Annotated in this window: 13 protein-coding genes, 1 tRNA gene and 1 pseudogene; 8 read left to right on the top strand and 7 right to left on the bottom strand. The window is 72.5% G+C overall.

The genetic code is table 11. The features are described 5' to 3' along the window. Positions 1–64: 64 nt before the first annotated feature. A complete protein-coding gene (gene uppS, locus HZZ00_RS16525; RefSeq protein ID WP_180332896.1) occupies positions 65–1,690 on the bottom strand; it encodes a polyprenyl diphosphate synthase in 1,626 nt (541 codons plus the stop codon). Between the two features lie 291 nt (positions 1,691–1,981). Here uppS and HZZ00_RS38380 point away from each other — a divergent pair. The 3 genes and pseudogenes from HZZ00_RS38380 to HZZ00_RS16515 all read left to right on the top strand — a co-directional run bounded on the left by HZZ00_RS38380 (position 1,982) and on the right by HZZ00_RS16515 (position 4,607). Further along, positions 1,982–2,316 (top strand): annotated as a pseudogene (locus HZZ00_RS38380) (LuxR family transcriptional regulator). Between the two features lie 183 nt (positions 2,317–2,499). Beyond that, positions 2,500–4,218 carry a cytochrome c oxidase subunit I gene (ctaD, locus tag HZZ00_RS16520; protein ID WP_180332895.1) on the top strand — a complete coding sequence of 573 codons (1,719 nt, stop codon included), beginning with the start codon at positions 2,500–2,502 and terminating at the stop codon, positions 4,216–4,218. Then, positions 4,215–4,607: a cytochrome c oxidase subunit 4 gene (locus HZZ00_RS16515; RefSeq protein WP_180332894.1), complete on the top strand. Its 393-nt coding sequence runs from the start codon at positions 4,215–4,217 to the stop codon at positions 4,605–4,607. Before ctaD ends, HZZ00_RS16515 begins: the two co-directional genes overlap by 4 nt. A 72-nt stretch (positions 4,608–4,679) precedes the next feature. Here HZZ00_RS16515 and HZZ00_RS16510 read toward each other — a convergent pair whose 3' ends face one another. Beyond that, complete coding sequence (locus HZZ00_RS16510) at positions 4,680–6,320, bottom strand: ubiquinol-cytochrome c reductase cytochrome b subunit (protein WP_180332893.1); 1,641 nt, start codon at positions 6,318–6,320, stop codon at positions 4,680–4,682. Between the two features lie 178 nt (positions 6,321–6,498). Here HZZ00_RS16510 and HZZ00_RS16505 point away from each other — a divergent pair, with 178 nt between their 5' ends. Beyond that, a complete protein-coding gene (locus HZZ00_RS16505) occupies positions 6,499–7,059 on the top strand; it encodes a hemerythrin domain-containing protein (RefSeq protein WP_180332892.1) in 561 nt (186 codons plus the stop codon). Positions 7,060–7,131: 72 nt separating this feature from the next. Here HZZ00_RS16505 and HZZ00_RS16500 read toward each other — a convergent pair whose 3' ends face one another. Further along, the gene (locus tag HZZ00_RS16500; protein ID WP_180332891.1) at positions 7,132–7,845 is read right to left on the bottom strand and encodes an SDR family oxidoreductase; all 714 of its coding nucleotides are present in this window, start codon (positions 7,843–7,845) and stop codon (positions 7,132–7,134) included. 76 nt (positions 7,846–7,921) lie between these two features. Between HZZ00_RS16500 and HZZ00_RS16495 the strand changes: the two genes are divergently transcribed. Beyond that, a complete protein-coding gene (locus HZZ00_RS16495) occupies positions 7,922–8,800 on the top strand; it encodes a helix-turn-helix transcriptional regulator (protein ID WP_180332890.1) in 879 nt (292 codons plus the stop codon). Here the strand turns inward: HZZ00_RS16495 and HZZ00_RS16490 are convergent. After that, the gene (locus HZZ00_RS16490; RefSeq protein ID WP_257585830.1) at positions 8,776–9,387 is read right to left on the bottom strand and encodes a hypothetical protein; all 612 of its coding nucleotides are present in this window, start codon (positions 9,385–9,387) and stop codon (positions 8,776–8,778) included. The two genes, HZZ00_RS16495 and HZZ00_RS16490, sit on opposite strands and share 25 nt — an antisense overlap. Before the next feature lie 267 nt (positions 9,388–9,654). Here HZZ00_RS16490 and HZZ00_RS16485 point away from each other — a divergent pair. Continuing rightward, positions 9,655–9,749: transfer RNA gene (locus tag HZZ00_RS16485), tRNA-OTHER, on the top strand. Positions 9,750–9,913: 164 nt separating this feature from the next. On the opposite strand, the gene HZZ00_RS16480 is transcribed toward HZZ00_RS16485, so the two are convergent. Both HZZ00_RS16480 and HZZ00_RS16475 read right to left on the bottom strand, forming a co-directional pair. Further along, a complete protein-coding gene (locus HZZ00_RS16480; protein WP_180332889.1) occupies positions 9,914–12,166 on the bottom strand; it encodes a helix-turn-helix domain-containing protein in 2,253 nt (750 codons plus the stop codon). Between the two features lie 277 nt (positions 12,167–12,443). After that, positions 12,444–13,259 (bottom strand): alpha/beta fold hydrolase, encoded by an 816-nt coding sequence (locus HZZ00_RS16475; RefSeq protein WP_257585829.1) that lies wholly within the window; start codon positions 13,257–13,259, stop codon positions 12,444–12,446. 139 nt (positions 13,260–13,398) lie between these two features. Between HZZ00_RS16475 and HZZ00_RS16470 the strand changes: the two genes are divergently transcribed. Both HZZ00_RS16470 and HZZ00_RS16465 read left to right on the top strand, forming a co-directional pair. Beyond that, on the top strand, positions 13,399–14,283 hold the full coding sequence (locus tag HZZ00_RS16470) for an AraC family transcriptional regulator (protein ID WP_180332888.1): 885 nt from the start codon (positions 13,399–13,401) through the stop codon (positions 14,281–14,283). Between the two features lie 16 nt (positions 14,284–14,299). Continuing rightward, a complete protein-coding gene (locus HZZ00_RS16465; protein WP_180332887.1) occupies positions 14,300–14,713 on the top strand; it encodes a hypothetical protein in 414 nt (137 codons plus the stop codon). Here the strand turns inward: HZZ00_RS16465 and HZZ00_RS16460 are convergent. After that, positions 14,707–15,441: a maleylpyruvate isomerase family mycothiol-dependent enzyme gene (locus HZZ00_RS16460; RefSeq protein WP_180332886.1), complete on the bottom strand. Its 735-nt coding sequence runs from the start codon at positions 15,439–15,441 to the stop codon at positions 14,707–14,709. The two genes, HZZ00_RS16465 and HZZ00_RS16460, sit on opposite strands and share 7 nt — an antisense overlap. Positions 15,442–15,465 lie beyond the last annotated feature (24 nt).

Here is a 15,465-nt window from a genome sequence, read left to right as displayed (position 1 = left end):
GCCGTGAGGACCGGACGGCCGTGACGGCCGTACGACGGCGTCGGTGACCGCCGGCCCGGGCCGGTCAGCCGGTGTGGGCCGGCTTCCCGTGTCCGGTCTGCGCGGGCAGGACGCCGTCGCCGCCGAAGCGGCGCGCACGCGCCGCGTAGGCGGTGACGGCGTCTCGCAGCCGGGCCAGGTCGTAGTCCGGCCACGGGACGGGGTCGAAGAACAGTTCCGCGTAGGCGAGGTGCCAGGGCAGGAAGTTGCTGATCCGCTGTTCGCCTGAGGTGCGTACCAGCAGATCGACGTCCGGCAGTTCCGGCACGTACAGGTGCCGGGCGAGGTCGGCGGGGCCGATGTCCTCGGGCCGGATCGCGCCGGACACCGCCTCGGCGGCCAGCGCGCGGGCGGCGGCCGTCAGTTCCTCCCGGCCGCCGTAGTCCACGCAGACGGTGAGCATCAGCACGTCGTTGTTGCAGGTCATGCTCTCCACCAGCGCGATCGAGGACGCGAGCGAGGGGTCGAGCCGGTCGCGCCGCCCGCACCAGCGGACCTGCACACCGAGGCCGTGCAGCCACCGGGCGCCCCGGGCGATCCCCTCGGCGAGGGCCTCGAACAGCGCGGTCAGCTCGTCCTGTGAGCGGTCCCAGTTCTCCGTGGAGAACGCGTAGACGCTCAGGTGCCGGATGCCCAGCCGCAGGGCGGCGTTGACCAGCCGCAGGGTCGCGCGTTCGCCCGCCCGGTGGCCCTGCGGCGCCGGCAGACCGCGGGCCTGGGCCCAGCGCCGGTTGCCGTCCATGATCACCGCGATATGGCCCGGCACCGCTCCCGGCACGGGCCGGGCCGGGCGTCGGCCCGGTTCGCCGTCCAGTCGCACCGGTTCGATGCCGGCCGTCAGCACCTCGGACCGCAGCAGGGTCACCTCGTCGTAGTGCGTCTGCGCGCCGAGCAGCAGGGAGTGCACGAACGGCTGGTACTCCTTCCCCACCATCCCGGTCACCGGTACCGCCTCGTCCAGCAACGCGCGCCAGTGGGCGAGCTGTACGTCCACGAACGCGTCCAGCGTCTCGCGGGGCGCGCCGCGCCGCAGGTCGTCCATGTCCAGTCCGAGCCGGCGCAGATCACCCCTGGGCAGATAGCAGCGGCCCGCCGCCAGATCGGCCGGCAGGTCCTCGAACAGGTCCGCCATCTGACAGGCTTCGGCGAGCACCGACACCAGTCGCAGGGCCTCCGGCCCCCGCGGCTCCACCAGGGCGGCCCACAGCTCGGCCGTGGCCCCCGCGCACCCCCGCAGATAGCGCCGCAGATCGGTGAAGGACTCGAAGTGCGGCACCGCCGCGCAGTCCGCGGCGATCGTCTCCAGGTACTCCTCGACCAACGCCCGGTCGAGGTCCCATCCGCGCACCGTGTCCACGAACGCGCGCCGCACCGGATGCGCACTGTGCCCGGAGCGCAGGTCGGCCATGGTGTCGGCCCGCCAGCGGGCGAACCGTTCCACCCGGTGCACGGACGGACCCTCGTCGGCGATCCGGTCCGTGCACACCACCCAGCCGGCGATCGCGTACACGAACGGACGGACCGCTTCGGGCAGGAACACACCGATCGCCGTCCACAGCCGGCCGAGATGCCGTCGCGCCTCGGCCTCGCACACCTCGTACGCCTCGCGTAACTCCGGTGCGACCCCGAACTCCCTGTCATTGCGACGCACTTGCGGACCTCCCCTTCCGGCCGCCTCGGCGGCGGCCTCCGCCAGTGCCAACGACCCATCGGCCGCTTGGTGGCGAACCGCTCGGCGCGCTCCTCGGAAGTCCCGTGGCGGGCGGTGCGGCCGGGCCGGCGAAAGACCGGCTCGGCGAGCGCGCCGGCCGTCCGGCTTCGGCCCTTCGAGTATGCGCTCCGCCCGTCTGCGGATCCGCGGAGTGTCGTACCCGCTCGCGGCGGGTGTCGGCGGTGCATGGTGGACACCGCCCCGCGCGGCCGGCCGCGCGGGGCGACCGGGGTGCGGGGCACCAGTGGCCTCGACGTCCTCGCCCGCGAACACCTGGAACGGGCCACCGCCGCCCCCGACCGCCCGCAGCGCCGAGAACCTTCACGGCGGCCACGAACACACCCTGCGCCAGACCCTCATGGCCCTGCGCGCCGGCACCGCGCTGTCCGAGCGCGAGAGCCCCCGCGCGGCCACCGTGTTCGTCCTGCGCGGACGGGTACGGCCGCACAGCGGGGACGAGGCGTGGGAGGGCACGGCCGGTGACCTGCTCGTCGTGCCCCGGCGCGCACGGCCTGGCGGCCCTGGACGGCTCCGCGGTGCTGCTGGCCGTCGTCAGGACCGCCTGACCTCGGCGTCCACCCGGATGGCACCGTCGCGTCGTACGCGACGAGCGGTCGTCTCTGGCATTCTGACGCGGTGTCATCCGGGCAGGGCGGAGCACCTTCGCGGGCGCCCGGCACGCTGCCACCAGAGCCGGGGTGCCGAAGCCCCCGGATGCCCACGGTCGGTCCAGCGCGTGGAGGGCGTTCATGACACAGACACGTTCAGGGCCGGGCGGCCCGGATGTCACCACCCGTGAACCCCGGGTGCCCTCGGGACAGCGTGTCCGGGACTATCTGACGACCACCGACCACAAGAAGATCGCCCATCTGTATTTCGTCACCTCGTTCACGTTCTTCCTGTTCGCCGGCGTGCTCGCGATGATCATGCGTGCGGAACTGGCCCGGCCAGGGCTCCAGTTCGTCACCAACCAGCAGTACAACGAGCTGTTCACGATCCACGGCACGATCATGATGCTGCTGTTCGCCACCCCCACCTTCGCCGGGTTCGCGAACGCCGTGATGCCGTTGCAGATCGGGGCCCCCGACGTCGCCTTCCCGCGGTTGAACGCGTTGTCGTACTGGCTCTTCCTCTTCGGAGGGCTGATCGTCCTCTCCGGATTCCTCGTCGACCAGGGCGCGGCGCCGTTCGGCTGGTTCGCCTACGCGCCGCTGAACAACGCGGTGCACTCCCCCGGCCACGGCGGCGACCTGTGGGCCATGGGGCTGGCGGTCGCCGGGGTGAGCACCACGCTCGGCGCCGTCAACTTCATCGCGACGATCGTGTGTCTGCGGGTGCCGGGGATGACGATGTTCCGGATGCCGATCTTCACCTGGAACATCCTTTTCACCTCGATCCTGGTGCTGCTGGCCTTCCCGGTGTTCACCGCGATCCTGCTGGCGCTGGTGGCCGATCGCGCCTACGGCGCCCACATCTTCGACTCGGCCTCCGGAGGGGCGCTGCTGTGGCAGCACCTCTTCTGGTTCTTCGGCCATCCGGAGGTCTACATCGTGGCGCTGCCGTTCTTCGGCATCGTCACCGAGATCATCCCCGTGTTCAGCCGCAAACCGGTCTTCGGATACGTCGGCATGGTCGGCGCCACGATCGCGATCACGATGCTGTCGGCTGCCGTGTGGGCCCACCACATGTTCGCCACCGGCGCGGTGCTGCTGCCCTTCTTCTCCCTGATGTCCTTCCTGATCGCCGTTCCGACCGGCGTGAAGTTCTTCAACTGGATCGGCACCATGTGGCAGGGCAGCGTCTCCTTCGAGACGCCGATGCTGTGGTCGGCCGGTTTCATGGTGACCTTCCTGCTCGGCGGGCTCAGCGGCGTCGTCATCGCCTCGCCGGCCCTGGACTTCCATCTGACCGACACGTACTTCATCGTCGCGCACCTGCACTACGTGCTGTTCGGCACGATCGTCTTCGCCATGTTCGGCGGCTTCTACTTCTGGTGGCCCAAGATGACGGGCCGGATGCTCGACGAACGCCTGGGCAAGATCCAGTTCTGGTCCCTGTTCGTCGGCTTCCAGACCACCTTCCTCGTCCAGCACTGGCTGGGCGAGATCGGCATGCCCCGCCGGTACGCCGACTACCTGCCGGCCGACGGCTTCACCACCCTGAACACCATCTCGACCATCGGGTCCTTCCTGATCGGGCTGTCCAACCTGCCGTTCCTCTACAACGTGTGGAAGACCGCGTACTACGCGCCCAAGATCGACGTGGACGACCCCTGGGGCTGGGGCCGCTCCCTCGAATGGGCGACGTCGTGCCCGCCGCCCCGGCACAACTTCACCTCGCTCCCCCGCGTACGCTCCGACTCCCCCGCGTTCGATCTGCACCATCCCGAGGTGCGACAGGAACTGCCGGAGCAGGCCAGCGGAACGGTGGAGCCGACCCCCGACACGCTGGGAGAGCAGAGCGAATGAAACACGAGGCGTACATGTTCGCCGGTGTGGCCGTCTTCTTCCTCCTCACCGACGCCGCCTACATCTGGTTCGCGCGCGAACCGGCGGGCACGGCCGCGCTGACCGTCGCCTTCTGCATGTCGTCGGTGATCTCGTTCTTCTTCCTGGTCAACTACCGGCGCAAGGGAACGCGCCCCGAGGACCGGCAGGACTCCGACATCCGTGAGCGCAGCGGCATCGTCGACTTCTTCCCGCCCTCCAGCGGCTACCCGGTCGTCACCGCCCTGGGCGCGGCCGTGATCGCCGTCGGCGTCGTCTACGGGGTGTGGGTCGTCCTCATCGGTTTCGGCCTGCTGTGGCCGGGGGTGTTCGGCCTGGTCTTCCAGTTCGGGAACCGGGAGATCCGATGAGGCGGGGGCGGCCGCCCACGGCCCGGTGAACGGCCGCGGACGTACAGCCCGTCCAGCGCGGGCCGGTCCCGCTCACTGCTCGCCGCCGGCCCCGCCCGACACCGGGTCCGCCGTACGGCCCGTGATCTGGAGGCGCTCCTCCGCCGTCGTGGGCAGTTCGACCCGGTCACGGTAGTACCAGGAACTCAGCGCCGCCCTGACGCGGCGACGCAGCGGGGCCTGGCGCCCGGGCGCCGGCAGGGGCAGCGGGCGCTCCCTGACCAGCAGCCGGTAGCGCCGCTCCCGGTCGAGTCCCGTGTGGCTCTCCCCCATGCCGCCGGCGAGGTCCTGGCGCACCACCCCGGTCTCCTCCCCCTCCTGGTACAGCTGCCGCTCGTGCAGTTGCAGCGCGAGGCACAGACGCCGGGTGAGCAGGTACGCGACGACCGGACCGACGACGAGGGCGACGCGGAAAAGCCAGGTGAGGGCGTTGACGGAGATGCCGAACTCGTAGGCCATCACGTCGTTGCCGCCGGCCATGAGCAGCACGGCGTAGCCGACGATGCCCGCCACCCCGAGCCCCGTGCGCACCGGCCGGTCGCGGGGCCGGTCGCACAGATGGTGTTCCACCAGGTCCCCGGTCACCCACCGCTCGAAGACGGGGTAGGCGTACAGCACGGCGAACAGCAGCGCGGGCAGCACGATCGCGGGCAGGAAGACGTTCCACATGAAGGTGTGCCCGGCGACAGTGGTCTCCACGGCCGGCATCAGCCGCAGCGCCCCTTCCAGGAAGCCGACGTACCAGTCGGGCTGGGCGTCGGTGGAGACCTGGTCGGTGATGTAGGGGCCGTAGTTCCACACGGGGTTGATCTGGGCGACCGCGGCCAGCACCGCGGTGACGCCGAAGGCGATCAGGAACAGCCCGGTGGACCGCGCGGTGAACGAGGGGTACATCGGCTGGCCCACCACGTTCCGGTTGGTCCTGCCCCGGCCCGCCCACTGGGTGTGCTTCAGATAGACGACCAGGACCAGGTGCACCGCGATCAGGGCGATCAGCAGGCCGGGGACGAAGAGCACGTGCAGGATGTAGAGCCGTTGGCCGAGCAGCGTGCCGGGGTAGGCGCCGCCCCAGACGAAGTAGGCAAGGGACGTCCCGACGACGGGGATCGACATCACGATGGTGTTGGCGGTGCGCAGCCCCGTGCCGGACAGCAGGTCGTCCGGGAGCGAGTAGCCGCAGAAGCCCTCCAGCAGGGCGAGCATGAACAGGGTCACGCCGATGGCCCAGTTCAGTTCCCTGGGCCTGCGGAACGCGCCGGTGAAGAAGATCCTGAGCATGTGGACGCCGATGGCGGCGACGAAGACGAGTGCCGCCCAGTGGTGCATCTGGCGGATCAGCAGACCGCCGCGCACCTCGAAACTCACGTGCAGCGTCGACGCGAACGCCTTCGACACCAGCAGTCCCCGAAGCGGCGCGTACGAACCGGTGTAGGGCACCTGGACCAGGCTGGGGTCGAAGTAGAGCGTCAGATAGCTGCCGGTGAGGACGAGCACGACAAAGCTGTAGAGGGCGATCTCGCCGAGCAGGAAGGACCAGTGGTCGGGGAACGCCTTGCGCATCAGCTGCCGGGCCAGTTCCGAGACCGGTGCGCGCCGGTCCGTCACCACATAGGCCTGGAACGCGGTCTGCCGCGCCTTCGCCTCGAGTACCGCCCTGCGCCGTCCCGTCGGCATGCCCGCACCACGCTCCTCCACGTCCGGCCCGGCGCCGTCGTGCCGCGCGGCTCGATCGGCCGCGCGGCACAGCGGACGTGCCGAGTGCCGCGTGATTCAATCTTGGGCAAGATCCACCTGCCTGTTGCGCAGGCTTGCCGAGGGCACACGCATTTCGACGGCGGTCGAGGGAGCGGCAGTGGACAGTGGGAGCGGCATCATCGAGGTACTGACGGCGGACCACCGCGAGATCCAGCGCCTGTTCGACCGTATCCGTTCCTCGGCGCCCCGCGGCGACGAGCGGAGGACACTGGTGGAGCAGGTGAGCATCAGCCTGGTCCGCCATTTCACGGTGGAGCGGGAACACCTCCATCCGGTCCTGCGCCGGTACCTGCCCGACGGGGGCGACCGCGTCGAACGGCGACTCGACGGGCAACGCCGGATCGAGGAGTTGCTGACGTCCCTGGAAGCCGAGGAGGCGGGCAGCGAGAGGTTCGGGCGTCTTCTGCTGTCCGTGCTGGACCGTGTCACGGAGCACGTCGTCGAAGAGGAACAGCTCCTGCTGCCGCGCCTCCAGGCGCTGTGCCCCGCCGACGTCCTGCGGGATCTCGGGGACAAGGCCCGCAGGGCGCGGGCGTCGGCGCCGACCCGTCCCCGGCCCGGCGCACCCGGCTCGGCCCCGCTGACGAGGGCCACCGCGCAGGTGTGGGGCCCGTGGGACCGGCTGCGCGACCTCGTCACACGCCGCGGCAGGCCGTGAGGCGGCGGCCCGGGTCCGGGCGCCGCCCCGGGTCACCCGCCCACGGGACCGCTCAGGGGTTGTCGCCCGTGGTCACCAGGGCACGGGGGTTCCGTCCCAGGAGAAGAACGCGCCGGTCGGCCCGTCGTCCGGCAGGAGAGCCAGTCGTACGGCTCCCCGGGCCGCCTCCGCCGGGTCGCCGCCCGTGGCCGCCCGGTGGCTGAGGTCGGTGGCGCGCCGGCCGGGGGCGAGCGCGTTGACCTTGAAGCCGTCCTCGGCCAGGGTCTGGGCGTACAGGACGGTGAGGGCGTTGAGCGCGGCCTTCGACGACCGGTACGCGGCCGAGGCGCCGCTGCCGGGGGTGAACTGGGGGTTGGGGTTCGTGCTCCAGGTCAGTGATCCGGTGCCGCTGGAGATGTTGACGATCCGGGGGTGCGGGGAGCGGCGCAGGGCGGGCAGGAAGGCGTTGGTGACCGCGGCGACTGCGAACACATTGGTCTCGTAGGCGCTCCGGAAGTCGTCCAGGGTGGTTTCGGTGGGCGGGGCGAGCGAGGGCAGGAGGCCCGCGTTGTTGACCAGTACGTCGAGGCGGTCCAGTCGCGCCGCGGCCGTGGCGATGCTGTCGGGGTCCGTCACGTCGAGGACGAGCAGGCGCGCTTCGCCGCCGATCTCCTCGACGGTCCGCAGCCCGCGCCCGGCGTCGCGGGAGCCCACGTGCACCACGAACCCCTCCGCCACGAGCAGGCGGGCGATGTGCCGGCCGATCCCCTTGTTGGCACCGGTGACCAGTGCTGTGCGATCGTTCATGACAGCCACGGTCCCCTGGCGCCGACGACCCTGCCAGGGACCACCTGTACCAGGCAACGGGAAGAGGCGAGGCGGCATGGCCCGGCAGGAACTGGCCCGCTTCCTGCGGGAGCGCCGCGCTGCCCTGCGGCCGCACGAGCTGGGGATGCCCACGAGCGTCCCGCGCCGCACCCCGGGCCTGCGCCGCGAAGAGGTGGCGGAGCTGGCCCACATCTCCGTCGACTACTACGTGCGCCTGGAACAGGCCCGTGGCCCCCGCCCGTCGCCCCGCGTCCTGGAGGCGCTGGCGCAGGCACTGCGCCTGACCCCGGCCGAGCGCAGCCATCTGTTCCGGCTGGCCGGCACGAGTGCGCCGCCGCCCGCCACCGGGGCCGTCCGGCGGGTGCGCCCGCATGTGGCCCGGATGCTGCGGCGCCTGCCGGGGACCGGCGCGATCGTCACCGACGCCGCCTACGGCATCGTCGCCTGGAACCCGCTGGCCCAAGCCTTGCTGGGCGGTGATCTCGGACGGGGGACGACGAACCTGGCGCGGCGCCGTTTCCTCGGCGAGGGGCGGATGTACGAGAGCTCCAGCGCCGAGGAGTTCGGGCACATCGTGGTGGCGCGGCTGCGCCGGGCCGCCGACCGCTACCCGCACGATGCCCGCCTCGCCGCCCTGCTGGCCGAACTGCGCGCCGGGAGCGAGGAGTTCCGGCTGCTGTGGGAGACCCGCCCGGTCCACGCGCCCGGGCACCGCGCCAAGACGCTCGCCCACCCGACGGCCGGCGAACTGCGGCTGAACTGCGATGTTCTCCTGGTCCCCGAGGACGACCAGGAGGTCGTCCTGATCACGGCCGATCCCGGGTCCTCCTCGGAGACGGCGCTGCGCGAGCTGGCGGCGACGGCCGGGCCTCCGTCCGGGTCTCGGTCCGGCGGCCGTCGGCCGGTGCCTCAGTGCCGGACCGGCGGGCAGTAGCCGGTCTGCTCGCCGATGCTGTTGATCTCCGCGTTGGAGCGCGGATCACCGGCGTAGTCGATCTGGTTGGTGCAGCTGACGCCCGGCTTCTTGGGAGTGCCGGCCGGCTTGCTGCCCTTCTCCGGCGCCGGGCAGTGACCCGTCTGCTCACCGATGCTGTTGATCTCCGCGTTGGACCGCGGGTCACCGGCGTAATTGATCTGGTTGGTGCAGCTCACGCCGGACTTCTTCGGCGTGCCGGCCGGCTTGCTGCCCTTCTCCGGCGCCGGGCAGTGACCCGTCTGCTCACCGATGCTGTTGATCTCCGCGTTGGACCGCGGGTCACCGGCGTAATTGATCTGGTTGGTGCAGCTGACACCGGACTTCTTCGCGCTGCCCGAGCCCGTGGGCGTGGCCGAGCCCGCGCCGGTCTTGCCGGCCGGGGCGCCGGGCTGGGCGCTGCTCGTGGAACCGGCCGACGAACCGGCCGTCACGGAAGGGCTGGAGGAGGACGAGGCGCTGTCCGAGCCGCCGCCGCTACAGGCCGTGAGCGACAGACCGACGGCCACACCGGCGACAGCGAGCATCGAGACCTTGCCAACACGCATCGGATTCCCCCTTGGGTCGGGCCCCGCTCCTGGTGAGCGGGCCTCGCGTCTATCCAGACAGAGCCGCCGCGACCCCGGTTGCCTGGCGATCGACGCTGAGACATTCCTGTGACAAGGCGTTGCGAGACACCTCCCGACGAGCCGCGACCGAGCGGGCGGAGAAGCCTGGGCGGGTCACGGCGCCCGGGCCGTCAGCGCCGTGTCAGCGCCGCCTGGCAGTCTCTTCCCTGTGAACGGCACCGGGCACCGATCCGGAGCCGGGAGCGAGGAGAGGTGCCCGGAGTGGTTGATCGGGGACCGGCGAGCATGCCTCGGGGTCGGATCCGCAAGGGTCCACGCAGGTTCGAATCCTGCCCTCTCCGCAAGACGCGCGTGAACGGCGCCCGATGACGAGCGCTTCGCCGCCGGTGCGACGGGTCGTGGCGCGCGGGCCGGCCCGCTCCGGGTGACGGCTGCGTCGGCAGGGTGCGGACCGCTGGTCGGCAGCGGTCCGTGATCTCCGGCCCAGGGCGCGCCGCGAGTGGTCTCACTCGGCGGAGAGCGATTCCAGGAGGCTCTGTACGATCTTCAGGTTCCCGCTGTCCGCCGCGTCGCCGAAGGCGAGCGCCCGGCGGAGGCAGGAGCGGGCCTCCTCGATCTCCCCCAGTTCGGCCAGCACCCTGCCCAGCTCCATCAGCACGTCGGCCTCCAAGGAGGGGACTCCGAGCTGCTGGATCCGGCTCAGGTCGCCGCGCAGGTGGTCGGCGGCCTCCCGCCACCGCCCCAGAGCGGCCAGGTCGCGGCCGAGCGCGGTGCCCGCCGTGAGACGCGCGAGGTCGGCGACGTGCCCCGTCAAACGGCAGTCGGGCGCGTCCAGGAAGGCGATGACGCGCTCGTGCAGGGCCAGGGACTCCTCGGCACGGCCGAGCTCGCGCAGGCTCGTCCGGTAGGAGAGCATGGAGAAGGTCCAGCCCTCATGGTCGCCGGCGGCTTCGAACAGGTCGGCGGCGGCGCGGAGTTTCTCCATGCGCTGCTCGTCCCGGCCGAGCTGACCGTAGGGCCATGACGCGTAGTACATCGCCCGGGCCTGCTGGGAGACATCGCCCGCGCGGCGGGCGTGTTCCAAGGCCTCGTCGGCCCGCGCGATGGCCTCCTCCGCACGGTACTCGTTGGCCAACGCCCAGCTGTACATGCTGAGCTGGGCGGCCCGCAGACGGGGATCGTCGAGCGCCGCGGCGGCTTTGCTGGACAGGTGGTAGACGTCGGTCCAGTAGCCCGAGAAGGCGCACACGTTGGCGAAGCCCCCCATGGCCTCGGCGGTCGCCGCCACCCGGGCGTGCTCACCCCGAGCGGCCGCACCGCGCAGCGTGGCGAGCCAGGCGGGGGCCTCGCTCTCCAGCCAGGCCCGGGCCTGCTCGGTGGTGTCCAGGGGGACCAGGCCCGGCCAGGAGGACTCCGCCGCCTCAGGACCGGGGCCGAACAGCCGGGCGGCGGCCACGGCGGTCTCCAGCAGCCAGGTGTTCAGCTGCTCTTCGGCCGCGTCCCGCTCGCCGGCCTCCTCCCGGGCCAGCCGCGCACGGGCGAACAGCCGCAGCAGATCGTGTAGTTGGTACCGGCCGGTGAAGGTGGCCTGGAGCAGTCCGGCGTCCACCAGCTCCTCCATCACGTCCTCGGCCTCGAACAGGTCGGTGGCGGTGAGGACGGCACCGTAGGCGGCGGTCATGTCCGGCCCCGGTACCAGGCTCAGCAGCCGCAGCATCCGGGCGGCCTGCGCGGTCAGCTGCCGGTAGGACAGTTCGAAGGCCGCCTCCACCCGCACGTCCCCGGCGGTGAGCGCGCCCAGGCGGCGTTCCTCGTCGGCCAGCCGCCGGACCAGATGGCCGATGCTCCACCCCGACCGGATGGTCAGCCAGTTCGCCGCCACCCGCAGTGCCAGGGGCAGGTCTCCGCACAGCTCCGCCACCCGGGCGACGGCTCCTGCCTCCGCGTCGGCACGCTGCGGGCCGAGGATCCGGCGCAGCAGCTCGACGGCCTCGGCCCGCGTCATCGCCGACAGCGTCAGCCGGTCGACGTCCTCCAGGCCGGTCAGCGGGCGCCGGCTGGTGACCACCACCAGGCTGCGCCCGGCCACGGGCAGCAGCGGACGCACCTGGCCCTCGTCGCGGGCGTTGTCCAGCACCACGAGGCACCGGCGCTCGGCGAGCAGCGCCCGCAGCAGGCCCGCCTGACCCTGCGCGTCCTCCCGCGCCAGCCGGCGCTCTGGGACCCCCAGGGCCTTCAGGAGCTTCAGCACCGTCTCGCCGCGGTCCGCGGGGCCGTCCACCCCGTGGAGGTCCACCATGAAGCATCCGTCGGGGAACTCCTCGCGCAGGTTCGCCGCCGCCTTCAGGGCCAGGGTGGTCTTCCCGCAGCCAGGGGGGCCGGATATGACCGTCACCGCCGCGCGCTCGCCGGTGCGCGCTGCCTCGGCATGCTCCGTCAGCCGGGCCAGTTCCGTCTCGCGCCCCGTGAAGTCGCCCACCGAGCGCGGCGGCACCACGGTTCCCGCCGCCACCACCGTTGGCGTCTTGCGCCCTGCCCGCACCGCGGCCAGCAGCGCCTCGTGCTCCACGTCACCGAGGCCCAGCCCGTCCGCGAGCGCGGCCACCGTGCGCCGCTGCGGAACCCGGCTGTGCCCCCGTTCCATGTCGCCGATCGCGCGGACGCTCACGCCCGATGCCTCGGCCAGTTCCTCGATGGTCCAGCCGGCCCGCTGCCGCAGACCCCGCAGCACATCCCCGAACGGCTTCTCTCCCGACACGGCCTCTCCCTGCCCTCGCCGGCCCTGGGTGTGCGGCACGGCCTCGGCGCAGGACGCGGTCGGCCGATCACCCGCACGCCGTCCGGCCCGGTTGTCCGATACATGACTCCCGACGCCGAGCGGTGCCGCTGGTCCGGGTGGAACCGAACGGCCGCCGCCGGCCGTCGAAGAGTGGCGCGGACACCTGAAGATCCTTCGGTCGCCGCAGGTCACAGCGTAGCCGCCGGTCGCCTGGCGGTCGATGTCCGGTGGGCTCCTCGCCCGGATCGCGCGCTTCCTACCCGGCCGCCTCGCCGAGGGACGCCAGGAGGTCTCCGGCGGCCTTCGCGACGGCGGCGGGGGCTTCGAGGGGGAGCAAGTGGCCGCTGCCGGGGACGGTGGTCAGGGATGCGTGCGGGATGTGGGGAAGAAGGCGCTCGCGCAGGACCCTCGGGGGTTCCACCACGTCGTGCTCGCCGGCCAGCACCGCCACCGGTACGTCGATGCGCCGTGCGGCTTCCGTGATGTCCCGGGCGATGCCCTGGAGGGGCCACTCGCGCCGGGCACCGGGGGCGGCGGACAGGCTGTCGCGCACCGCGGTGGTCCGCGCCGGCTCGGTCAGCGGTGCGGCGGTGAGGACGTGGTCGAGGGCGTGCCGCACCGTCTCCGGCGAGTCGTAGGCGTGGCAGAGGCCCTGCCGGTACTCCTCGGTCACCGTGGCGGGCGGCTGCGGCGGCCCGGGTGCGACGAGCAGCAGGCCCGCGAGTCCGGCCGGCCGGCGCGCGGCGAGGAGCTGGCTCACCTTGCCGCCCATGGAGTGACCGACGAGGACGAACGGCCCGGCCGCACAGGTCTCGGTCACACGGGCGAGGTCGTCGGCGAGCCGGTCGAGGTGGAAGGGCCCGGGCAGCTCCCGCGAGCGTCCCCAGCCGCGCTGGTCGAAGCGCACCGTCGCCCGTTCGGGCGGCAGCTGGTCCAGCACGCGGTCCCAGGTGTCCGCGGAGCCACCCCAGTAGTGGACGAACACCAGGGCCGGTCCGGCATGGCCCGCCGTCCGCACCTCCAGGTTCCCGCCCGCCACGGCGAACGTCCTTGTGGTTTCCGTCATCGTCATGCCTCTCCCGGCAGCCGAGGAGCGCGGCTGCCGCCGTATCCTCGCTGCCGTGCACCGGTACTCTGGCCTGGCTGTCAGGCCCGTCGTCGACAGTAGGCAGCGGACGGTCCGCGCGGTCGTCGAAAGGGACCCGGTCATTGTGGAAAACGGACACAGTGCGGTACGACAGCTGCGCTACCTGCCCGCGGTGGGGTCCGCGTACGGGGTGGAGGTCCTCGACTTCGCCGGGCTCCGTGCCATGGACCCGCACCGGCGACGCGCACGGCCGCAGCGCCCCGACTTCCACGTCCTCGCTCTGGTCGGCTCCGGAACCGGTGCGCACGAGGCCGACTTCCGCACCTCTGCGCTGGCGGCGGGCAGCGTCGTGTGGATCCGGCCCGGCATGGTGCACCGCTGGAGCGACATCGACGCCTGCGACGGCCCCCTGATCCTCTTCCAGCCCGGCTTTCTGCCCGGCTTCACCTCCGCGGAGGCCACCGCGCCCGCGTGCTGGGAACTGGACGGGGAACGCCTGTCGCTCGCCCTCCTCGCGGCCGAACACCTCGGTCGTGAGCACGGCGCGGCCGCGCGGACACCGCGGGCGGCATCGCCCGCGCTGCTCTCCCACCTGCTGGCGGCGCTGCTCCTGCGCGCGCTCCCCGACGCCCCCGCGCCGCCCCGCTCGGCTCCCTCCGGCGGCCGTCACACCGAGGTGTTCCGCGCCTACCGGGCGGCCGTCGAGGAGCACTTCACCCACTGGCACCAGGTGGGCGACTACGCGCAGGCGCTGGGCTACGACGCCCGCACCCTGACCCGGGCGACCCGTGCCGCCGCCGGTACGGGCGCCAAGACGTTCCTCGACCAGCGCATCCTGCTGGAAGCCCGCAGACTCCTCGCCCACAGCGACCTTCCCGTCGGCGCCTGCGCCCGGCGCCTGGGTTTCCGCGACCTGGCCAACTTCACCACCTTCTTCCGCCGCCAGACCGGCACACCTCCTACGATCTGGCGCACGGCGTACGCCGCGACCGGCGCGCCCCCCACCTGACACGACGGAGCCCGCCTTGCCTCTCCCGATCACCCACGAGAACGCCGAACTGATCGAGGTCGTCCGCATCCTCGATCCGCTGCGGCACTACAGCGCCGAGGACGTCAGCGGCGAGGAGACCGGCGTCTGGGAGGGGGCGGAGGCGGTACGGGCGCTGACCTTGATCGGTGCTCTGCCGGACGGCGACATACGCCGCTGCTTCAACCCCGGCTGGGGCATCCGGGTGCACGGCGCCACCGGGCCGCTGTTCCGGCTGGCCTTCTGTTTCGAGTGCCACGGCGTACGGCTGTGGGGTCCCGCCGTGCCGGACGGTCAGGAGGGCTTCCACGCCTTCGACGCGGACAGCGCTCCCGCCCGGGAACTGCTTGGGCGGTTGCGCGACACCCGGTCCGGTACGCCGGGGCCGTCGGGCCGGGGCGGGGATCAGTAGAGGAAGGGCGGCCGGGGCAGGCCCCGAGCGTCGTCCGCGGCCAGGCCGGTGCCCGGCGAGCGGCCCATCAGCCAGGCAAGCAGGGAGCTTTGCGACCCGCGGACGACGGGCGCCGACGGGGCGCCGCCGATGACGTGGCCGGTGCCGGTGTCGGTGGCGTGCAGCCGCACGGCGGGGGCGTCGTCGCGTGCGCCGAAGGAGGCGACGACCCGGTCGAGCATCGTGGCGACGAAGTCCGCCGGCCAGTGTGCCGGTGTGTACCCGGCGTCGAGGTCGGCGTGGTGGACCAGCACCTCGCACAGGCGGGCCTCGGCGGCACGGGCGGCGGGGCGTTCCTGTCCGCGGGTCCAGCGAACGATCCGGTGCCAGCCGTCGGGCGGCATCCTGCGGTACTCGGCCTCGAACGCGGCGGCGCTGTCCCTCAGGTCGGCCAGGAGTTCGGCGGCGCCGCGGCCCGCTCCGCTCTCGATCTGCTCGGCCCGTGCGGCGAGGCTCGGGTACTCCGGTGTCTCCGTGCCGGTCCGGGCCCAGGTCAGCAGGTGCCGGCCACCGTCGGCGTTGCGAGCCAGGTGTGTCAGCACGTGCCCGCGCGACCAGGCCGGCAGCAGTGACGGCGCGCGTACGTCGGCGTCGGTGAACTCGGCAGCCGTCCCGAGGAGTTGGCCGGTCGCGGCGGCGATGCGCGCCAGGGCCGTCGCGGGGTCGAAGTCCGTACGGTCCGTCGTCACGCTGTCCCTTCCAACGCCCGCTCG

It is taken from the genome of Streptomyces sp. NEAU-sy36 (genome assembly GCF_013423905.1).
GTDB lineage: Bacteria > Actinomycetota > Actinomycetes > Streptomycetales > Streptomycetaceae > Streptomyces > Streptomyces misionensis.
Note: the sequence above shows the minus strand (reverse complement) of the source record. Positions and strands in the feature narration are given on the sequence as shown.